We start from the raw sequence: 19,163 nt of genomic DNA, 5'->3' as shown, positions 1-19,163 counted from the left end.
GTCATATGATGCTGGCCTCCATCCAGCCAGCATCAGTGAATCAGAACAGAACTGATTTGGGAATCCCAGCCGATTCAGAGAAACGAGAAAACGCTCTAAAACGTGAAACAAGCATCAACGGCTGCACTTCCTCGTTAAGAGGCCGTTGATAATAGCGTAAAAATTCTTGTTCTATTCGAGAAAATTCAAATTTTGAACGAATCTATATTTCGTGCCGGACCACTTTATACAAAAGCGACTCAGTACAGGCTCGCCACCTCAAGCGTTCAGCTTCCGACACGAGCCTTACGGAATGAGGCATTTGCCATCGTCCTAACGTCGTTCACAAGAGTTGATGAAAACTCCTGTCGCTCTTTTATCGAAGACTGCTGGTTCTTCGCAATACGGACTGCGAGATTGCGACTAGCTATTTCGACAGAAAGCAATGCGGGCCTAATTATCGTTTGTGGCGTTGTTTTTTTTGCCATCTCCAGCCCCTTCTCAACGTTCAACATCCGATGCTTCAACAGCACTGAATTCGCCCAACGCAATGACCACACCAATTGAATCAGCAAAGTGCATCAGTAGCAAGCCACTATCTGCGTCAAAACGATCCTGGCGATCACTTGTTGCAACAAGAACTCCGTAGGGCAGAGCACCTTCCTCATCGAACGGGCCAATCGGTATAGACGCAAAGGAACGATAAATTTCCACATCATAATTTTGATGCAACATCGCAGGTGCCCCACACAGCTGGATTACGTCTGGGTGCGCAGCATCGCCTGTGATTATCGGCTTGCCATCGACAAACGCTTTACCGACGTGCCCTTGTCCGCGTCCCCATGACCTACCCACTTCTCCGGATGGGTGGTTGCGGCTTTTTTCCCGCCAAATTTGCTGAAGCTGGTCTTTGTCCGGAAAATAAAGGTAAACACCGATACTCCATCTTTCCGACGCTTCAAATCCAAGAACTTCTCCGCCATTTAGATAAAGCGGAGACAGCGCATCTCCAACAAATTCAATCAAATCACTGGAGACAGTAACTTTGCCTCGGCAAGCTGCGACAGTCATCTGACGGAGCGTCAGTGCCGCGATGCTATGAAAAACCCACTTTTTTGCGTTTTCCAAAAGCGCCTTCAACTCAGCATGGTCGGCCCTGAGATCAAAATTTTCTACCGTGAGCGAAAATACTGAGCTGTCTGAAGGGTAAGAACGAAACCAAAACAACCCATGCAAAACTATGGCTAAAAGCCAGCAGAGTAAGACAAGCCAATAGTAGTCGCTCCAAAGAATCGTACTAAAGACCCCGAGCCCGGCCCATAGGGCCGGCATCACGACAACAAGCGCTACGTCAGTGGCGCGTCCTCGCTCTTTCAACCGTGACGCCTCTTTTCTCGCAGGATGATTGCTGTCCAGCTTGAACATTTCCCTCTCCGGCTACAACGGGCGATCGGACAGCCGCCGCATAAATTCCATCTTAAAAATTATGATATAAGATGGTGCCCCGTGCCGACGTAGCATGTTCGGCCAATTTCAAAGACATGCCTTCCCCGCACCTGCATTCAAAGCCCTGTTGAAAACGCTCGCGTTTTCGCGCAACCGACCGCACCTTTTGCATCGGACAGATCGAAAAGGATCGCTTCGGCATATCTGTCCAGCATGCCAGCAACATCGCACGCGGCAACGCCTGGATGGTGGAAGCAAGGGCCGGAAGAGTGGTGCCTGCCGGTCTGACCACGCGCGCAGCCGTCGCCATAGAACAGACGCTCGGCATATGGCCGTCAGATGACCACAAAGCTTTCGTCGAGGGCAGTGCGATGGCGATGCTCCGCTCTGAAAATGGGCGCCGCGTTATCATGGAAGATATCGGCAGATGGTTGGATGTTCAGACGCAGCACGTGCCGCCTACGAGAATGATTGACTCCTAAACCAACAAGAACATAATGAGAACGAAATCTAACGATCGAGTTCTCCATGACGAAAAGAAACGAAGCAGCTTTCGATAATTGGTGGGCATGCCTCCCTTCTGGAGAGCGTGAGGCGCTGGACGAGGCCGCATGCAGGAAGGTGTTTTGTGCAGGGTTCGCCATCGGTGCAAAGCCAGAGAACAAGACATTCATGTTCTCTGTCGGCAAGCGTCGCGTCACCGTCCAGGCGCCGAACTATCGGTCAGCCAAGCACAAGGCGGAAATCACCATAGCCAAGAGATTTGAGGCTGAAGGAAAATCGCCGCCACGCTCCGGCTGGGTTCTCCAGCCTTGTTCACAGAGGCCGGCAAGCCAATGAGCCTACCCGCGCTGAAAGATTTCCGAGGCGAAAAGATCGACATGTCGTGCCATCGCTGTGATCGCCACGGCGTTTATGATCGAAAGGCGCTCGTCAAAAAGTTCGGCGCGAAAACGAAGTTCGTCGAACTGCGTCGGATCATGGCTATCGGGTGCGACCGCCGAGGAACGGACAAGTGCGAAGCTTCCTTCCCTTGCCTGCTGGCTGCGAACATCCTGATCGGAGCGGGCGGAGATGAGTGACGAAGGCCAACAGAAGAAAACCGACGCAGGCCCTTACGTGCATTATTGCGAGCACCCCGGCTGTGCCGCTTGGGGCAGTTTCGGCTTTGACCAGGGCGGCGGCGTGATCCGCTGGACCTGCATCGAGCATCAGCCGTCAGATTACAAGGGCCTCAAACCGTTTGGGTCACGCAAAGCAAGATAAACACAATACGCTGACAGCGTATTTTGTCTTGACCGATATACGCTGACAGCGTATATATAAGTCATCAACAAACGAGTTGATGACGGCGCCTCCCGAATGAGGGGCAAGGATCAAGGCAATGAAAAAGATCGTAGTCGTATCCGGCAAATTCCACGCAGTCGCAGTCCCTCAGAACCCCTGCGCGTGGTATCTTGACACATGCGATATCAAGGCAGAAATCGCAGACCTTCGTCGCGCCTATGGCGTTGACCCCGAGAAGGATGTCAAAGTCCTCGAAACCGTAGAAAATGGCTACGGCATCGCATTTGAAGGCAAGGGTGAAGTCCTCGCACGCTTTACATCGCACGAAGATGCGCAGCGCGCAGCAAACCGATACGCGAAGGAGGCTTGAATGGCGGCCTCTTTCAACCGGGGGCGCATCAATTGCGCCCCACTCACCATCTCGCCCATAGCACGCTCGCACATGATGGGTCTTCCACCCAACCTGGAAGCCGTGGCATCGATCTATGATTATTTCCCGGTCGTATCCATGGGCCTGATGGTGCGGGTCAAAAGCACTGGCATCCTTTGCCAATGGCGCGGCCGCGCTCTCAAAAACCTTGACCAGCGCAAGGCCACAGCCGCGCTCAACCTTATGCAATCGAGGATAGACGAGAATTATGACTGGTCCCAAAGAAAAGGAAATCAACAGCCGGATGGATCTGGCCGCGCGAGAGACGAAGGATCTGCTGCAATCACCTGAATACAAGGCGCAGCAAGCTGCCGAACTGGCGGAACTATGCAAGGCTTGGCGAGAAAAGGCCGACATCCCCGCATCGCGCGCTGCTCAGGTGCTAGGCATCCCGAAGCGGACTTACGAAGGCATTGAACAAGGCAGGGGATTTCCGTATCCGCTCTTGCTGACGCATGCGATAAGATCATTCGATTGATCGAATTTCGATAACAAAAAAAGCCTCGGCCGTCACCAGCCGGGGCTTTAGCTTGCCGCCTCACGCGCCGCCGCTTATCGCGCCAGCAACCAGGCCCATAGATCAGAGCCGAATTTGGTGACGACAAATGTCAGCGCCGAGGCCCCGACGCCGACGATCGCCAGCGCACCGATGCCGCGCTGCCGCCACACCTGCACCTCATCCACCACCGGCCGCATGTCCTTTACGTCATCCTGCACATCCGACACGGTCGCCTCGACCTTGCCCATGCGGTCGGTCATCTCGTCCATGCGCCGATGGATCGACGCCCGACTGACATCCGACTTTTCTTCCGAGCGCCGAACGCTCTCAATGAGCATGTCCAGCTTGCCGGACAGCATGCCTATCTCTCGCTGCATGATCGCATCTTCCGTTTGCACCGCCGCCGCCCTTTGCCCCTGCCGTGGTTGAGACCGTTAGTGCACCGCCCGGTCATGGGCGGCGCACTCATCTGGCGTCCAGGTGCGAGATCCGCAGACACCTGCCACGGTGTCATCGATCCGCGCCTGATCTTTTGGCGTGGCGCCCCGCGCGCCGATCAGCGAGGTGCCGATGATCGCCCTAGCCGTCGTTTGCAGTTGGCTTTTCGAGGCACTCACCTGTTGCGTTGAGGTACAGGCCGCCGCGCTCAATGCACAGGCGACGACGCACACGAGCCTTGTCAGCTTCATTGGATAACTCTCCTATTGCGATTGTGGTTGCGGCCTGCAGGCTGGCGCGCTCCGCCGCCCTCGCCTCTCGCTCCGCCGCCGGCTGCCACACCAGCGCATTGATCGAGAGGCAGGCGACAAAGCCGGCCACAGCCCCGGCGCCGAGTTTCAATCCGTCCAGAAGGCCGATCATGGTCAGGCCTCAATTTCGCGACGGATAGATTTGATCCGCCGGACGATCCATTCCCCTCCAACGAGCACGACGGCGAGAACCACGACGGCGATACCGGCCACCAGCAGCAGGCTTTGCCAGTTCATGCCGGCAAGCCATGCCGCAGCGCCGCCGCCACCGAACAGCGTGCCGAGCAGGCCGGAAAGCCAGTTTGTTTTCTGGCGCACCTCTTTCTCGACAGCGGCCGGCACGACAGGTTTTTCAACCTCGACAGCAACCGGCTTCTCGACGACAGTTTCGACCACGACCGGCGCGGCCCGCACCGTCTCGGAAGCTGCCCCGCTCAACTCCACGAGGCGCGCATGCAGCGCAGCGCGCGTTTTTGGCCCCACATCGCCATCCACATCGGCAAGGCCGCGCTCAAGCTGGAAACGCTTGACCTCACTTTCGGTGACGCCATACCCGCAGACAACGAGGCCGATGCGACCATAATAATCGATGCGGTCCGCCAGCCCGTTCTTACCGCCGTTGATCTTTTTGGTGATGGTCTCGATGTCGTTCTGGTCTGCCCAGGTGTTGAGCTTGCGTGTGGACCAGTACCAGATCGGTGCCAGTCCCTCCCACGGATCGGAATTGACCGCATCCGGATTGGCGACGAAATCCGGAGGGTTATACCCCTGTTCCCGGCACCAGTCGCGAAACTGCCGGTAATTGCTCTTTCCGGTAATCTGGATGCCGGCGCGGCCACGATACTTGTATCCGTCGCCATCGCGCTCAGGCGTATTGCCGAGATCCGTGCGCGTATCATAGCGCTGCTGTGCGGCAGTCGGCCCCCAGATTTCCTGATCGTAACGAAACGCTCCGCTCTCGTGCATGAGCTGCGCAAGGTAGTGCACAAGCCGATGCAGACGGTCGAGACCGGCATCAACACCAAACCGATCGAGCGCCACCAGCACGGATTGCATGTTGGCGTCATTGGGTTTGATTTTCGCAGCCATGCGGATTTGCTGCGCCGTTATGGGCACATTCATGGTGTTTCTCCGGGGTTGGATTGATTTCGACCGTTGGTCGGATATCCTCCGCATCTCAAATGGAGGCGGGGATGAAGAAGATTGCAATTACTGCCAGCGTGGTCGCGCTGGCTCTGTCAGGCTGCGCCGGCGTCAATTACGCGATCCAGCATTATAGCGGGATCAAGCCAGTGATCTGGACAAGCCCAACAACTGGGAAGTCATACCGGATCTACGACAAGCGGGCCGAGAACAGACTTATGATCGCCCTCGGCTTGGGTGAATCTGCACTTCAGGGCATTGGCGCCGGCGCAACCCTCGGCATTGCCGATACGAGAACGCCATCGGTCGTATATCAGGATGCCGCGCTGGAGTGGCTCGCAACAACCGGCAAGAAATGCGAGGCGAAAAACATCTCGCTCGTATTGGAGCCTCAGTATGAGGTCCGCTATGTCTGCGCCGGCATTCCGGCATAGATGAACACGCTCACCGCCATGTAAGGCGGCATATTATCATGCGCCTCGCCGCCTCCGGCCTCGCCGGTGGCGCCGGTCGAGACAGATGCAGTCGGCGGCTTGGTAATGTCGCCGGTGGAAATACCGAGCAGCGTGGTCGCCAGCAGAGCCTTTTGCACCGGCGTCTGCGCCACGCTCGCTTTCACTTCATCATGGCTGTGTTTCGGCATTTGCGGAGCGGTCAAAGCCACCTTCTCGGCCCCGCCGGTGGCAGCCAGCGGATATTTTTGCCCTGCCATCAGAAGGAAGCGATCGCCTCCAGGCGGAAGCCCGAATGTCGTGCTGGCAGCGCTACCGCCATACTTCGTGCCCAGAACCGCGAAAAGCTTGGCGTATTGCACCTTGCCGATCATGCGAGTGGTTTCGGAGAGCAGCAGCCACCCGTTGTGATCCTGATCGCCGGGAATGAAGCTGATCTTGCCATCGCCAATACGAGGAAGGCGAGCTAGGCGGTTGGGGTTGGTTGCCATAACGAATCCTCCTTGAAATCGAAAGCCTCACCAGCAATGATGCGGTCCTTGATCTCTCGCCCGCGCATGAACATGAAGGTCACGAAGTCATCTGCCGCCTGGCCGAACTCCACCATCATCCAGGCATCCATAGGGGTCAGCGAGTTGTCGGCAGCGATCCATGCAAAGTTCTGACCGGGTGTAGCCCACTGAAGATCACCCTCTCTTGCGCCATCGATCTGCGCTTTCGTCGCGCGCGCCGCCTTGCCCGCGATGTTGAGGATATCGCGTTCGCGCGCCTGGTAGACCTTGCCGTTAAAGGCGAAACCGGCATCCATGCGGCGATCCCGCTCGGCATCCACCACATCGGTCGTCAAAACCACAGACGCCAGCGCGTTGACTATCTTCGGTGAGCCATCGACCATCTGCAGGCTGGACGAGACCACCATCTGCCCTGCCGGAATAGGATCGGCCGGAGTGATCACCTTGAGCTGATAGCCCCGCAACGACCACCCATCGACCGCCGGAGAAACACGGGAGCCGTCCGGCAGGTCAACCCATCCACCTTCGGCGAATTGACCTATAATTTCCGTGCGATTGAGAACGGGGTTGTCCTTGATGAGTGCGAGCATTTTATTTCCTTAATAGAAAACGGCGGCGCTATGGCTCATATTCGTCCCGCCCGTGTTGCTGACTGAAAAGGAGGCAGCAGAAGTGTCATTGCGAAATGCAGATGAATGCCGATCACCGCCCACGGCGAAAAAGCTTGCTGAAGTTGCCCCCGTCCAATTAATTGCCGCCGTGCCGTTGTTCTGCGCAACAGCAATAGTTCCGCTCTTTTCAGGGGCAGTTAGAGGAATTGCCGCCGTACCGATTGATCCACCCGTCTGATGAATTAGTCCCAGGCCGCCAGTCACAGAGTAAACGGTTATGCCAACGTTAGTTGACGCCGTGCTCGACATAGTCACGACAATATCAGCAGAAGCCCCTGACGTTACCTTAAGACGATATATGGCCGAGGAAATATTCGGACTTGACCCGGTTGCTCGACCGGCACTGACGACCAGTTCCGCCGCCATGCCGCCAATTGAAACCCCTGAAATGTTGGCGTTCGATTCTGTGGTTACGCCGACCACAACCCAGCGATCCAGAGAAGCGGGACCTATATCCTGCGCCGCAAAAGTTCTCTGCCCTCCAGATGCAGCACCGACAGCCGTAGACACGAAGGACACACTAACAGGAGCCTTACCCAAAGCGTATGGAGGAGGAAAGAACTGCATCACCATCAGGCAATCCTCTGCAAGGCTACGGATGGAACGCCGGTGACGTTCGTCACATAGGCAAGAAACAGCGCCGTGTTGTCGGTAACGTAGGCATCTCCCGAAACTTTTGCGAAACCGGTAAAGGTTATGGCTCCCGCTGTCGCAGAATTGTAGATTTGAACGACGCAATAACCCGTCACGGCTGCGGGTGCGAATGTGTGAGCGCCACCGTTATTGTAGGACTGCATCGGCCGTCTGGACGGGTCAATGGTTACGGTTCCTGCGCTGATTACCCCAAGATTGAGCGCCGTTACCCCGGCCCCTCCGGTGATGGTCTGGCTTTCGACATTCGTTTTCACGTTGTCGTTCATCCGGCCGTCGTCGCCAGCCGCCACAGTTCCAGCAACGGTTCCCACATTGCGCGCCGCCGCATTGCCAGGCGCAAAACCAATGCTCGTGATAACCTTGCCGGTGGTGCCTGAGAATACAGCCAGATGTAAATTCGCTGCACTGGCAGGTCCGGTTACGTCGGAGCCAGCCTTGATGCCGGCAAGCTTGTTTGCCTCAGTCGTTGTGTAGCCCTGATAACCAGCAGACCACGTTAATGCGAGCGTGCCGGACGTTGTGACCGGAGATCCTCCAACGGTAAGACCTGTCGGCGCCGAAAGCCCGACACTCGTGACCGATCCTGTACCCGTGCCGTTCTGACCGGCAGGGATGCCGAAGTTGAGAGCGACCGTATCAGCATCGACAACAGTCTGCGTCACCGTCGCGCCGGAGCCAGCTGGTCGCGTGGTGACAGTCCCGATTATGATCTCGGTATAGGGCCCAGTCGGACCTTGTATGCCCTGTGGACCCACCCCATACGAGAATGGCCCCGCCCAGTCATTCAGCGTTGCGCTGCGCTTCACGTAGAGCGCGAGCGTAGCGCCGTCATTGACAAGATAGGAAAACCCCTGCGGCTGCGCGCCGTAAGAATTCCGGCCAGACAAAGGTCCGCTCACGTCATACTTGAACAGCGTGCCGTTTCGCATCTCCTCGATCAGTTCGGAGAGCGCCTCAGCATTGCGGATGATCTGGTTTTCATCATCCTCGCGGGCGATGGCATAGGCATAGGTGCCAGTCGCGCCCCGCCATTTCGTGGCAGCCGTGATGTTCACATTGCTGTTGACGCTCGCGATCGGAAGCGGGTTGCCAGCGGCGTCCGGATAGACGACGCCGGCCACGATCAGCGCCGTCTGCCAAGCCGTGCCGGTACCAATGACCACGGCAGAGCCGTTCGTCAGGGTGATGGTCCCTGTCGTGTAATTTGCCATGTGTGGATTGCCTTTTAGGGAGCCAATATGACGTATCTGACGAGGCTGCCGACCGCGTCGGCCCGCGCAACGAGCTGCAGGTTGCCACTCGCCATATTGAGATTTGCTTGGACGGCGAGCAGCCGGTGGCTTTCATGTTTGATGATAAACACGGGGGGCGCGGCGAAAGTCCTTCCCAAGGAGACGCTCACCGAGGTTCCCGGCGGCACATTGACTAAGCCGGTAGCAACATAAGTGAGCGGGCGCGACATCTCTTCATGGATCGTGCACTCCTGCAGTGTCGCAGTCCGCGCATTAATGCCTGGTCGAGATATGCGCATTTTGAAAACGCCGTTGTCATTCCCGATAAAGACCCTTTCAACCATCTATCTCGGCCTCTTGAAAATGACGTATCCCATGCGAGGTCGACGATTACCGGCCTGCCCCCCTTCGATGTAGAAATTTATGCTAAGGCCGGCTGAACCAACGGATAAACTCAAGTTGCCTATACCCGAACCATTTATATAAGTTATCTGAGGAGGATACGACACAACAGACGACCCCTGGTCCAGAAACGTTATATAATAAAGTGGGTTATACCCCAGCGCAGCCCAACTTCTTTGCCCAGAAATGAAGTATGTATTATTCACGTCTTGCGTAATACTTAGATTAAATACACCAGAAGCATGAATTTCCAGAGATGAAAAACGGCTATCAAGGATTAGCGCTTTTTGTGGATTACTTACATCGTCACCAGGCTGGCTAACAAAAAATCCTTTTGCGCCAAATAAATCGCCGATCAGCGTTCTCTCCATGATCACATACCCACGGCAAAAACTATATAAACGACAGAAAAGCTGTTTCTCTGCCTGTTTATGTATAGATAATTATTATCTGTTCGGCCATCTACCGCCCCGCCAGGGAACTCACCTGTGGTGATTACCAATGCGGAAGGTGCATAATGAAGGCTGTAAGGAAACGGCACCGGATGCTCTCCATAGGGCGCGTTGCCCCCTGCGCCTGGAACAGTGAGCGAGCCGGAAGCGATAACCAGACCACTCGCCATCCAGTTGCTGTCGAATATCTTCTGCTCGTCCGGCATATTCGGACTGGCATCGAAGCCAGCCTTACTCATGATGATGCGGCCTGCGTTCGCAAGAAATCTTACTGACATTGGTCAATCCGAGAATGACAGGAAATCGCCGGCCAGGTTGAATATTGTTTTTTCGCTTGGACTTACCATCAGCGCGGCGCGGATAGTCCCGATGTCGGCAACATTGAGTTTCAGCACCCCGTTTTCGAACACCAATGGCAGTGTGTACTGCCCGCCATCTGTTACGACGAACTGATCCGCGAGGATAGCGAACCGGCTGCGCTGGACGCCAGACATGGTGTAGAGTTCGAGAAAGAAGCCCGTTTCCTTGAACGCCTCGTTGAGCGATCCTCGGATCGAGACCGAATATCGAGCATCAACACCACTCTGATTGGCAGCAACCGTGAAGGCGACCCGGCCTTGTGCGGATATCCCCAACACCGACGCATTGAGCGAAGTCACCGTCTGAGAGAGCGCACTGTTCGAGTTCGTCAGCGCCGTTAGCTGCTGCCCTACTGCCGCAGAGTTCTCATCGAAATCCGCTTCCAGCAGAGTGATGATTTCGGCCAGCGCATCGTCATCCGACGCGCGAACCCGCCGCTCTTCGACGATCTGCGCGAGCGCATCGCCCATCTGCGCCTTCATCTTCTGGCGCTGTACCTCGCCGACCGCCCCATTCAGGCTAAATGATGTGATCGCCTCTCGCAGCTTCCGAATGGCATCGGCATTGCTGGTCTGCAGTTCGGCGAACCGGTCAAGCACGTCCTTGTTGAGATTGTCGAGGCCCACCTCAAGATCATCATTGCCACCTTCCAGCGCCGTCGCCTCGATCTGTGATGACCAGCTCGTGACGCGAGAGGGCGCAATCAAGATGTGCTCGAAGACATAGGTTTCGAGATTGACCACGCCCTCTTGCAGCAGCACCAACGTTTCGCGAGAGGTGATGGAACGACTGAACTTGTTGTTCGGCTCGTTTTTAGGCCACCAGCGAAACTGCACGCCCTCAACGGTCACATCATCGACCGGCGACCACGACACGCGGAAGGCCGGATAGGTCCGGCCATCAGGACCAGCAGCCAGAACCGGGATGACCGCCCAGTCCTGTAGCTCATTCAAATAGACCGGCTCCGCTCCGGGGATTGCCACGACCGGCGGTGTAACGCCAACCGTCGTATAGATCGAAGCATCACGCTCCTGGAGGGAGAGCGAGACATTGCGAGGGCCGTCGCTCGTCAGCGCCCGAATGGATCGTGCCTGCACGATATAGACCCGGTCACCGTAGCGCGCCGAATTCCAACGCACCCAGTCTCCGACCTTGATGTCCTGAAAATACGGGCGCAGCACGACATCCGCCGTCGCCTCGAAACGGTTCTCGTTGTAATAGATCGACGCGAGCTGGTTGGCCTGACGCTTGGAGGTCACCGTCTCGAAGTTCACCTGCATGTCGAGGGTGCGGCGATCCAGCGCCACCTGGCTGACGTTGGTCTGCGTGTCGTATCCGACCGGCGACCACATGTTGGCCGGCTCTGGATATGTCCCACCCACCGAGTTCACCAGCTCGGACATCGAGCGCTTTTTCTTAAAACGCACCGGCTCGCTGATGATCAGGTCCGCATCGGCAAACGTTGCGACTACCGGCTGAGCCGTCCCGATCAACGGCCACGACCCCTCCACGCTATCGATCACCATGCCGGCGCAAGACGTCATCAGGGCGTCGATGTTGTCGCCGTGTTCCGCATCAGCATCCAGCATGATCGAGCACTTGTAACGCGTCTCGCCGCCGGCAATTTCGTCGCAGATATTGGCAGCGACGGCATACTTGTCGATCGGCAGATCACTCGCCGCCATTTCCATTCCGAGAAAAAAATCCGGCTGCCCGAGCGAATTCTGACCCCACGCAAAGCCGCGGCAATAATTGTAATCCATCACAATGGGGTTTTGACTGAACTCGTGTGTCGAGTAGTCTCCCCAACGATGGGAACCTGAGCCGCCGACAGTAGAATCCTTACGGAAGTCATAAAGCCGCGCGCCACGGATCTCGAAGAAGAAATCAGGGAAGTTTGCCAGCTTCTCCTGGTCATAGGTCATGCGGGCGATCAGGTAGCAGAGACCATCGCCGCGATGATCCGCCGTCCAGCGACCGGTCGGGTTGGAATTGGTAATCAGGCCGGCGTTGGCCGTCGTCTGCGTGCCGCGATAAAAGACAAACGTCATCCGGCCGGCGTAATCACCGTTCGCCACCGCATAGGTCGTCGAGTGCGCGTCGGTCGCCGTCTGGTTCAGTGTCAGCAGAGAGCCGCCGGCCCAGATCCGGCTCAACCCGTCGCACGGGTAGTCGGAAAACACGAATACCTGTTCCAGCCGCTTGTTGGACTTGTCGTAGGTATTCACGTAGCAGTCGTGGCCGGCGATGCCGACGAGACCGCAAGCCACCTGACGCGCCTGATTTTCACCGTAGGTCCGTTCGAACTGCGTGCCGGTAACGGTCTTCTGGTTTTTCTTGGCCAGCTTTTGCTGGATCTTGGCTGCAACGAAATTGAGGCCAATGCCGATAATGGCCCTGCCGACAATACCGAGGGCGCCGATCGCGGAGCCAATGGCTCCGATCGCACCAACAACCGCAGAAATGATGGGCATCTATCGAACCTGATAAGCGCGCGCGACGGCGGAAACGGGCAGGAATTGAAGGTCGTATCCGGTCATGACCTCGATACGCTTGCCGGCGATGCGATCGACGCGGCCATAGATGGTGCGGACAGCGAAGCCGGCAGAGGTGAAGACGCCGCACGAAATCGCGCCGTCACGGTCGATAACGCCGACATCGCCGCGCATGGCGGTCATGGGCGCGATCGGTTCACCCAGCGCCTTCACGAGGGCTTCCTCGACCGTCCGTTCGAACCCGTGCTTGCGAAAGACCTTGTAGCCGTCCGCCTCGCTCTTGTACTTCTGCAGCTCCGGCAAAATGCGTTCGCCGGTAACGGCCTCGATCGCATCCATGGTCATGATCCAGCAGTCCGAAACGCCCCATTGACCGGCGCACGCCTGATGCTTCGCCACAACATCGTTGAGGCGATTTTCCCAATCGGAATGTCTCATGGATCAGCCTTTGTTGATCAGGCCCTGTAGGACTGTGCCTATCGAGTTGTTCGACGATGCGACCGCCGCTTTCACACGGCCCCAGTAAACCTCGACGCGACCGGCCTGCCCTGCATGCTGAAAGAACTTGTCGCCAGCGGATCGCCTCTGCTGGTCTGCCATTGAACGCACGCGGCCATTGCGGCGACTGTAGTCGAGCTGGCGCCCTTCGCACATGGCGGTCAGGACATACCCGCGTTCTGGGTCGGCCTCGTGATTGACCACATCGAGGTAACCGCGAGCGACGGTTTCGACTTGAATCAGTGCTCCGGTATCTGGATGAAAGTGCGCATCCATGACCACGACCGGCCGATCGCGATAGTCTTCGTTCTCGATCTGGAGAAGGACTTCAGGCGTCAGGCCATCATCCGGACTTTCTGCAAGCGTCAGAGTAAAACTGCCGTCTGCCGTGGTGCCCGAGCCTCCGCCAATGTCGGACACCTCGATCAGGCCAAACGGCTTGTATTCGACGCCTGCATAGGTCAGCGGCTCGGAACGAGCGATAAAACCGTAAACGCCTGACGCAAACTGAAAACGCAACATCTGGCGCGTGCTGATGCGGCCCTCGTCGTAAAGGGCCTTGACTTCGGAAGAAAGAGCCATCAGCGCCCCTCCACCAGTTGGAAAGACGCAGTGTATCGACCAGACGATTGCTGCATCGACCAGCTACCGGGAACCGGACGCATCAAGAGAGCAGGCCTCGCGAAGCGCACGACGGTGCCCACGCCTGAAACCGCTGCAAATGGCGGCGGCTCGACTGCAATGCTGCGCGCCTCGCCAGATCCGGAAACCTCAGAAATCCGCCCCACATAGTACCGGCCAGAATTCTCCAGCCCGACACGATCGCCAATGACGAGCGACAGACCCACATCCACACCATTGACCGACAGGATATTGCCCGAGGAGACCGAAACGAGGTTGCCCGGATCGTTCGCAGGCGCCTGATTGCTTCCGTGATTTTTGGGAAAACACACATGCGGATGACGGAATAGCACGCTGCGCAAACCTCCCCGCAGCGACATCCACCACGCCTCAAACTCTGCAAACTGGCTATAGACCAGCGATCGAGTGACGAGAGAGGCACGCCAGGTCGGATCGGCCACCTGGGTATAGTTGATCAACCGGGCTCCAGACGGCGAAGCCCTCACGCCATCGTCGAGCGTGAAATCGGCAGTGACGTAACCGACATTCGGCAGTTCGCGCGGAAATGTCACCACCATTAGATCGCCCTACGCCTCTGCGCATCCTTGACCGTGCCGACGATCGTACCGGGAAGCTCTGCCCTCAGCTTAGCAAGCTGACGCTCGACCCGCGCAAGCCCAGCGCTGTCGGCCCCCGTTGCATCGATATTGATCGGCATTGAAACGGAAACGCCTCCGCCACCCATGGCTTTAGGAACTTTGGGAATAACCTGAGCGCCGCGAGGCAGGTTCACCAGCTCCGGACCTTTTTCGCCGACGACAGCGAGACCGCCCGGAGCGAAGTTGGTACCCTTGGCAAATCCCGGCACAGCACCGATGAACTGGCCGAACGTGGTGTTGGCCTTGAAGCCACCACCACCGCCGAACAGGCCCAACAGGCCCGACAGAAATCCACCGCCTCCGCCGCCAGCATTATTGATCTTGAAAATGCTGTCGAGCACATCGTTGATCAGTGAGTCGCCTATTTTCTTCAGGCTGGATACGACAAGGTCTCCGGCTTTGGCGCCATCTGTTAATCCGTCGATAAGCCCTCGCGTGACATCCTTCGCTGTCGATAGAGCGTTTTCTGCACGTTCGCGGATCTCATCCTGCTTTTCCGAAAGCCGCTCGCTTTCGACGACAGCAAGAGCATAAGCGGTCGACAGACTCTCGATCTCTTTCGCAAGCTCAGGAGTGACCTTCTTTCCGGCCTCTTGCGCGGCGGTTAGCAACTCCTGCTTTGCTCGTGCTTTCTCGACAGCAAAACCGTAATCCTCGATCAAAGGGTTTACACCAGCCTGCGCCGAGGTCTCCGCGATGACGGCAGCCGTCCGCTCTTTGATTTGCTTTATCTCGCTCGCGTAATCATCGAGACGCTCCTTGCGCGCTTTCGCTTCCTTGCCGCCGACAGGAGCCTTGAAGTCAGAGAGCGATACGGGTGTAACCACTGCAGCTGATGGCTGGCGCCTTTTTCCGCCACGGATTCGAGAACCGCCCATCTGACCATTGGTTCCGGCCTCCGATCCACCCGGAACCGCCTCGAAACCGGTCTCACCAATGCGATACCCTTCGATCGTCGCCGGGATCGTTCCTATCTGAGCCTGCAGCCTGGAAAGTTCTGCCCTCAGCTCCTTGAGCTTCACCATGGCTGGGCTGGTGTCGATCGCCATTTGAGGATTCGCTTCAATGCGATCCTCCAGATCCATGATCGCGCCTTCGACGTTCTTGATCTTTGTCTGAGCCGCATCGAGAGCAGGGTTGATGAACTGCCCTTCGCCATCCGTCACGCCAAGAGCCTTATTTAGACCCTGCCATTGCGGAATGCTGTTGAAGAAATCATCAATCTCCGTGCGAGCATCCCGAACTTTTTTTATCAGACCAGCGACGTCGAACGCAGCTATTTCACGCGCTGCCCAGTTTATCCCATCTGCGAAGTTTCGGCTCGCCCCCGTGCTATTGTTGAACTCACGAGCCACATCAATAAGAGATGTCTTCAGGTTTACATTGGCCTGTTCAACCGTGAAAACGGCGTTTTTCACCTTGTCCTGAAGCGTCGGCGCCCCGGCCTCAAACGCGCGGAAGAATGCTTCCGAGGAAATCTTTCCGTCGATAACGAGAGCCTTCAGACGAGATACAGATCCTCCGGCTTCCTTCAATCCAGCCGCAACCGCCTGCGCGATCGTCGGCGCGCCCTCAAGAATTGAATTGAATTCTTCGGCTTGGACCTTACCCGCGCCTAGAGCCTGACCAAGCTGCAGAAGAGCGCCACTGGCCGACTGAGCATCTGTGCCAGCAACGCGCAGCGCCAACGCCACATTGTTGGTAAAGCCAATCAGTTCTTCCGTACTGACGCCGAGCTCTTTCTGGTTTTGGGCAGCTTTCCCGTAGAGAGCGGCAAGCGTCTCGACGGGCGCCCCATTCTCTACAGCCGCCTTGCTAAGGCGCTGGTAAACCCTTTCTAATTCTTCGCCGGACAGGCCAGCGACCTTGAGCGAGTTGTCGATCCGCGTGGCAGCGTCTGACAACTCCACCGCACCACGAACGAACTGCGACGCGACAAACGCTGCCGCTATCTGCGCACCGGTCTTCGCGAACGCTGCGGCGATTGCGACACTACTAGACTCTGCCTGCTTGCGGATCGCACCAAGGCGCTTGTTAGTCACACCCTGAGCACGGTTCATTGCATTTTCGTACTTCTTGATATCAGCCGAAAGCTGAACCACAAGGCGCTCAAGTTCAGTTGCGGCCATAAGTTCTGCACCCTATAACCAACCATCGCCTGATGTTTGGAGGTTGAATTTGTCGAGGTTGTTGATTTTTGCGGCGGCATTGGCCGCCACGCCGGCAGTAGCGGCTGAGATCGAGATCGAAGTTCAGAACTTCACATCAAAGAACGGGATTGCTCGAGCGACGATGCTCGTAAAAAACACGTCCAACGAAACAATCCGGGACGTCTACATTGACTGCGCTTTCCTCGGGCGAGACAAGCGAGCTGTCGGTATCGGTAAAGCAAACATCAGGAATCTGCCGGCACGCGGTGACGCCTACACGGATGCCTCCCTCGTTACGAACGACGACATAAAATTTGTCGACTGCCGCGGCATAGACGGGTCTCGCTAAAATCCCTTGTCCTTTTCCTGCATCCATTGCCAAACATCATCAACGTCTGCGCTGGAAAGCTTTCCGTCATCTGGTGTATTCGCCTGCACATACCCTTCGATCGCGGCCATGTATTGCCACATGGACATGGCACGCACCTGCTGAGGCGAAAAGCCTACGGCTGCGCCGGTCCCGTAGATGGCGCCAAATCGGATTTTCCCGTTCGGGAGGTCGTCGACCTTTTGCCCGTCTTCCGCTTTGGCGCCCTGGGCTTTCCCAGGCTTTCATCCGGCGCCCCCATCAGGCCGGCCGATAGGACGGCTATCGCATGGGGAACATTTTCCATCGGTGGACGTTGCTCGACGTAGTATCGAACCTTTTTGACGGCCTGGTCCGGCGCCATGCCACCTCCGATCAAACCCATGCGGATGACGTTGGAGATATCCTGCACACGCCACGTGCCAGCGTGGAGACGTTGCAGGACAACATACGGCCCTGCGTCGGTCTTCTCCTGCAGCTCCTCCAGTTCCCCCCAGCCGAGACGGAACTTGAAGTCGCCATCCCCCCAGGGGATCGTGATCGAGGCATCACGGCTCATGCAAACGTGTCCGTATCGACGAGTTCGCCATCGGACTGGAGAGAAACCGAGACCGTGACACGACCGCCCTGCTCGGCACCCAGTTCCAGAGTTTCGAGGTGCATGAGGCCGGTGAGCGTGAGCGTGCCAGTAGAAAACTCGATTTCTACTTTCACAGGCACAGACTCGACGCTTTTGTAAGCTGCCATCCAGGCAGGCAAAGCAGAAGCGGCGAGCACCCCTTCACCAGAAACCGACGCAGTCGTGCTTTCGACATCGCGGCCGGTGGCAATAGGCTTGTCCGGATCATCGCAATCCGGAATCGAAACTTCGGAAAGCGATTTGCCCAAAGTCAGGGATTTCGACGTGAAGCCACACGGCGCGGTGTAGACGATCGGATCGGCATCGTTTCCGAGCAAAACGCGGAACTTGCCAAAGCGAGCAGTGACGGGAGGTGCCATGATTATCTCCTATGGCGCTGGAAAGCGGCGAACCGCACGGATGTGGATTATCGTCCGGCCGCCACTTCCTTGGCCGCCTTGGTCGTCGCACGCGACATGCGACTTTTCACACGCCGACGAAGGGTGCGGAAACTGACATAAAAGAACGGCTGCGCCGGGATGGCTGGAATAGTCGATCCAGAGAACTTGCCGCCGGCCGTATGAGCAGACGTCCCGAACTCAACCCAACGGGCATAGAATGCCTCGCTGTTGCCAGCGTAGACAGTAATCGTCATGCCGCCAGCAGTTGACTTCACGCTCGCGATCTTCAACGCGCCTTTCGGCGCGTCACCCCACGTCCAGCCAATACTGTCTCTGAGATCGCCGCTATCGACAGGAACAAGAGACCGGGCCAGAGAAACAATCTCTTTCGCCCCCTCCTCCATCGCCTCACGGATACGCTGCTTCACTTTCAAAGGCAGCCGAGCCAGTTTTTGCTGCAGCTTGCTCAGCCCTGCGATCCGCGCGCTCACACGTCTTCCACTTCTTCGACGATCGCCAGAACCTGGACAACACCATGCTGCTGCGTCGGATCAGGATCATCTGTCACCCGCCATAAACGAACTTCGATGGCAGCGAGCGCCGTACCGGATAGTGGCAGATACGCTTCGTGGAGCGACTTGCGGATCTGAGAAATCACATCATCGACAGACCACCGATTTGGCTTACGAGACCAGATATCGATCTGCGCAGTAATTTCCTGTCCGACAATGCAGTCCGCATCCTCGGACGAACCGGTAAAAGGCCCGCGGCTAATGTAGGTTTCGCGGGCGCCGAAAGGATTGGCGGGCGCTTTGTCATAAACACCATCAACAAGCGACATGAGGACGGGATTCGCCTTCATGGCCGTGAGCATGGCACCCCAGAGATCTTTCCCGGCGCTCACTCTTCGGCACCTTCTCCAACACCGCCGCCAGCCCTGATTTCTTCCGCCTTGCCCTGCGCGATTGCCTGATCGGCACATTCGCGCTTCACAGTTTTTTCCATCCCAGCACGATATCCCACGGTGACCTGAGACGTCGGCTTGTAATCGAAATCATCCGTAAAACGAACGCGAGCCATGCGGC

General features: G+C 57.0%; 28 protein-coding genes. 7 read left to right on the top strand and 21 right to left on the bottom strand.

Annotated elements, in window-relative coordinates; genetic code table 11:
- Positions 1 to 480 precede the first annotated feature (480 nt).
- Complete coding sequence (locus tag J2T09_RS11800) at positions 481 to 1,404, bottom strand: GAF domain-containing protein (protein ID WP_306834518.1); 924 nt, start codon at positions 1,402 to 1,404, stop codon at positions 481 to 483.
- Positions 1,405 to 1,953: 549 nt separating this feature from the next.
- Between J2T09_RS11800 and J2T09_RS11795 the strand changes: the two genes are divergently transcribed.
- The 5 genes from J2T09_RS11795 to J2T09_RS11775 all read left to right on the top strand — a co-directional run bounded on the left by J2T09_RS11795 (position 1,954) and on the right by J2T09_RS11775 (position 3,620).
- Positions 1,954 to 2,265 (top strand): hypothetical protein, encoded by a 312-nt coding sequence (locus tag J2T09_RS11795; RefSeq protein ID WP_306834516.1) that lies wholly within the window; start codon positions 1,954 to 1,956, stop codon positions 2,263 to 2,265.
- Entirely contained in the window at positions 2,262 to 2,507 is a 246-nt protein-coding gene (locus tag J2T09_RS11790) for a hypothetical protein (protein WP_306834514.1), read from the top strand. The genes J2T09_RS11795 and J2T09_RS11790 overlap by 4 nt, the downstream gene beginning before the upstream one ends.
- Entirely contained in the window at positions 2,500 to 2,691 is a 192-nt protein-coding gene (locus J2T09_RS11785) for a hypothetical protein (RefSeq protein ID WP_306834513.1), read from the top strand. Before J2T09_RS11790 ends, J2T09_RS11785 begins: the two co-directional genes overlap by 8 nt.
- Before the next feature lie 118 nt (positions 2,692 to 2,809).
- On the top strand, positions 2,810 to 3,082 hold the full coding sequence (locus J2T09_RS11780; protein ID WP_306834511.1) for a hypothetical protein: 273 nt from the start codon (positions 2,810 to 2,812) through the stop codon (positions 3,080 to 3,082).
- A gap of 268 nt (positions 3,083 to 3,350) precedes the next feature.
- Entirely contained in the window at positions 3,351 to 3,620 is a 270-nt protein-coding gene (locus J2T09_RS11775; RefSeq protein ID WP_306834509.1) for a hypothetical protein, read from the top strand.
- Positions 3,621 to 3,694: 74 nt separating this feature from the next.
- Here J2T09_RS11775 and J2T09_RS11770 read toward each other — a convergent pair whose 3' ends face one another.
- The 3 genes from J2T09_RS11770 to J2T09_RS11760 form a co-directional block, all read right to left on the bottom strand.
- The gene (locus J2T09_RS11770) at positions 3,695 to 4,018 is read right to left on the bottom strand and encodes a DUF1515 family protein (RefSeq protein ID WP_306834506.1); all 324 of its coding nucleotides are present in this window, start codon (positions 4,016 to 4,018) and stop codon (positions 3,695 to 3,697) included.
- 202 nt (positions 4,019 to 4,220) lie between these two features.
- Complete coding sequence (locus tag J2T09_RS11765) at positions 4,221 to 4,502, bottom strand: hypothetical protein (RefSeq protein ID WP_306834504.1); 282 nt, start codon at positions 4,500 to 4,502, stop codon at positions 4,221 to 4,223.
- Positions 4,503 to 4,504: 2 nt separating this feature from the next.
- Positions 4,505 to 5,512, bottom strand: coding sequence for a peptidoglycan-binding protein (locus J2T09_RS11760; protein ID WP_306834502.1), 1,008 nt, complete (start codon positions 5,510 to 5,512; stop codon positions 4,505 to 4,507).
- Between the two features lie 71 nt (positions 5,513 to 5,583).
- Between J2T09_RS11760 and J2T09_RS11755 the strand changes: the two genes are divergently transcribed.
- Positions 5,584 to 5,967: a hypothetical protein gene (locus J2T09_RS11755; protein WP_306834500.1), complete on the top strand. Its 384-nt coding sequence runs from the start codon at positions 5,584 to 5,586 to the stop codon at positions 5,965 to 5,967.
- Here J2T09_RS11755 and J2T09_RS11750 read toward each other — a convergent pair.
- Genes J2T09_RS11750 through J2T09_RS11695 form a run of 12 tightly spaced genes read right to left on the bottom strand, consistent with a single transcriptional unit; the run spans position 5,940 to position 16,670 of the window.
- Entirely contained in the window at positions 5,940 to 6,476 is a 537-nt protein-coding gene (locus tag J2T09_RS11750) for a phage tail protein (protein WP_306834498.1), read from the bottom strand. The two genes, J2T09_RS11755 and J2T09_RS11750, sit on opposite strands and share 28 nt — an antisense overlap.
- Positions 6,452 to 7,087, bottom strand: a complete 636-nt coding sequence (locus J2T09_RS11745) for a DUF4376 domain-containing protein (RefSeq protein WP_306834496.1) — start codon at positions 7,085 to 7,087, stop codon at positions 6,452 to 6,454. Before J2T09_RS11745 ends, J2T09_RS11750 begins: the two co-directional genes overlap by 25 nt.
- A gap of 9 nt (positions 7,088 to 7,096) precedes the next feature.
- On the bottom strand, positions 7,097 to 7,741 hold the full coding sequence (locus J2T09_RS11740) for a hypothetical protein (RefSeq protein WP_306834495.1): 645 nt from the start codon (positions 7,739 to 7,741) through the stop codon (positions 7,097 to 7,099).
- The gene (locus J2T09_RS11735; RefSeq protein ID WP_306834493.1) at positions 7,741 to 9,033 is read right to left on the bottom strand and encodes a hypothetical protein; all 1,293 of its coding nucleotides are present in this window, start codon (positions 9,031 to 9,033) and stop codon (positions 7,741 to 7,743) included. The genes J2T09_RS11740 and J2T09_RS11735 overlap by 1 nt, the downstream gene beginning before the upstream one ends.
- A 14-nt stretch (positions 9,034 to 9,047) precedes the next feature.
- Positions 9,048 to 9,398, bottom strand: coding sequence for a hypothetical protein (locus J2T09_RS11730; protein ID WP_306834490.1), 351 nt, complete (start codon positions 9,396 to 9,398; stop codon positions 9,048 to 9,050).
- Positions 9,399 to 9,827: a hypothetical protein gene (locus J2T09_RS11725; RefSeq protein ID WP_306834488.1), complete on the bottom strand. Its 429-nt coding sequence runs from the start codon at positions 9,825 to 9,827 to the stop codon at positions 9,399 to 9,401.
- 2 nt (positions 9,828 to 9,829) lie between these two features.
- Entirely contained in the window at positions 9,830 to 10,186 is a 357-nt protein-coding gene (locus tag J2T09_RS11720; protein ID WP_306834486.1) for a hypothetical protein, read from the bottom strand.
- 3 nt (positions 10,187 to 10,189) lie between these two features.
- Positions 10,190 to 12,742, bottom strand: a complete 2,553-nt coding sequence (locus J2T09_RS11715; protein ID WP_306834484.1) for a phage tail tip fiber protein — start codon at positions 12,740 to 12,742, stop codon at positions 10,190 to 10,192.
- Positions 12,743 to 13,201, bottom strand: coding sequence for a DUF6950 family protein (locus J2T09_RS11710; RefSeq protein ID WP_306834482.1), 459 nt, complete (start codon positions 13,199 to 13,201; stop codon positions 12,743 to 12,745).
- A gap of 3 nt (positions 13,202 to 13,204) precedes the next feature.
- Positions 13,205 to 13,843: a DUF2163 domain-containing protein gene (locus J2T09_RS11705; RefSeq protein WP_306834480.1), complete on the bottom strand. Its 639-nt coding sequence runs from the start codon at positions 13,841 to 13,843 to the stop codon at positions 13,205 to 13,207.
- On the bottom strand, positions 13,843 to 14,460 hold the full coding sequence (locus tag J2T09_RS11700; protein WP_306834478.1) for a hypothetical protein: 618 nt from the start codon (positions 14,458 to 14,460) through the stop codon (positions 13,843 to 13,845). Before J2T09_RS11700 ends, J2T09_RS11705 begins: the two co-directional genes overlap by 1 nt.
- The gene (locus tag J2T09_RS11695) at positions 14,460 to 16,670 is read right to left on the bottom strand and encodes a tape measure protein (protein ID WP_306834476.1); all 2,211 of its coding nucleotides are present in this window, start codon (positions 16,668 to 16,670) and stop codon (positions 14,460 to 14,462) included. Before J2T09_RS11695 ends, J2T09_RS11700 begins: the two co-directional genes overlap by 1 nt.
- A gap of 49 nt (positions 16,671 to 16,719) precedes the next feature.
- Here J2T09_RS11695 and J2T09_RS11690 point away from each other — a divergent pair, with 49 nt between their 5' ends.
- Positions 16,720 to 17,040: a hypothetical protein gene (locus tag J2T09_RS11690; protein ID WP_306834474.1), complete on the top strand. Its 321-nt coding sequence runs from the start codon at positions 16,720 to 16,722 to the stop codon at positions 17,038 to 17,040.
- Positions 17,041 to 17,194: 154 nt separating this feature from the next.
- Here J2T09_RS11690 and J2T09_RS11685 read toward each other — a convergent pair whose 3' ends face one another.
- Genes J2T09_RS11685 through J2T09_RS11665 form a run of 5 tightly spaced genes read right to left on the bottom strand, consistent with a single transcriptional unit; the run spans position 17,195 to position 19,158 of the window.
- Positions 17,195 to 17,617 (bottom strand): gene transfer agent family protein, encoded by a 423-nt coding sequence (locus J2T09_RS11685; RefSeq protein WP_306834472.1) that lies wholly within the window; start codon positions 17,615 to 17,617, stop codon positions 17,195 to 17,197.
- Positions 17,614 to 18,057, bottom strand: a complete 444-nt coding sequence (locus J2T09_RS11680; RefSeq protein ID WP_306834471.1) for a phage tail tube protein — start codon at positions 18,055 to 18,057, stop codon at positions 17,614 to 17,616. The genes J2T09_RS11685 and J2T09_RS11680 overlap by 4 nt, the downstream gene beginning before the upstream one ends.
- 47 nt (positions 18,058 to 18,104) lie before the next feature.
- Positions 18,105 to 18,569 (bottom strand): HK97-gp10 family putative phage morphogenesis protein, encoded by a 465-nt coding sequence (locus tag J2T09_RS11675; protein ID WP_306834469.1) that lies wholly within the window; start codon positions 18,567 to 18,569, stop codon positions 18,105 to 18,107.
- Positions 18,566 to 18,982, bottom strand: a complete 417-nt coding sequence (locus J2T09_RS11670; protein WP_306834468.1) for a DUF3168 domain-containing protein — start codon at positions 18,980 to 18,982, stop codon at positions 18,566 to 18,568. The genes J2T09_RS11675 and J2T09_RS11670 overlap by 4 nt, the downstream gene beginning before the upstream one ends.
- The gene (locus tag J2T09_RS11665; protein WP_306834466.1) at positions 18,979 to 19,158 is read right to left on the bottom strand and encodes a hypothetical protein; all 180 of its coding nucleotides are present in this window, start codon (positions 19,156 to 19,158) and stop codon (positions 18,979 to 18,981) included. Before J2T09_RS11665 ends, J2T09_RS11670 begins: the two co-directional genes overlap by 4 nt.
- Between the last annotated feature and the right edge of the window lie 5 nt (positions 19,159 to 19,163).

It is taken from the genome of Neorhizobium huautlense (assembly GCF_030811685.1).
In the GTDB taxonomy this organism is placed as follows: domain Bacteria; phylum Pseudomonadota; class Alphaproteobacteria; order Rhizobiales; family Rhizobiaceae; genus Neorhizobium; species Neorhizobium huautlense_A.
The sequence above is the reverse complement of the archived record's forward strand: the minus strand, read 5'-3'. Positions and strand labels throughout refer to the sequence as shown.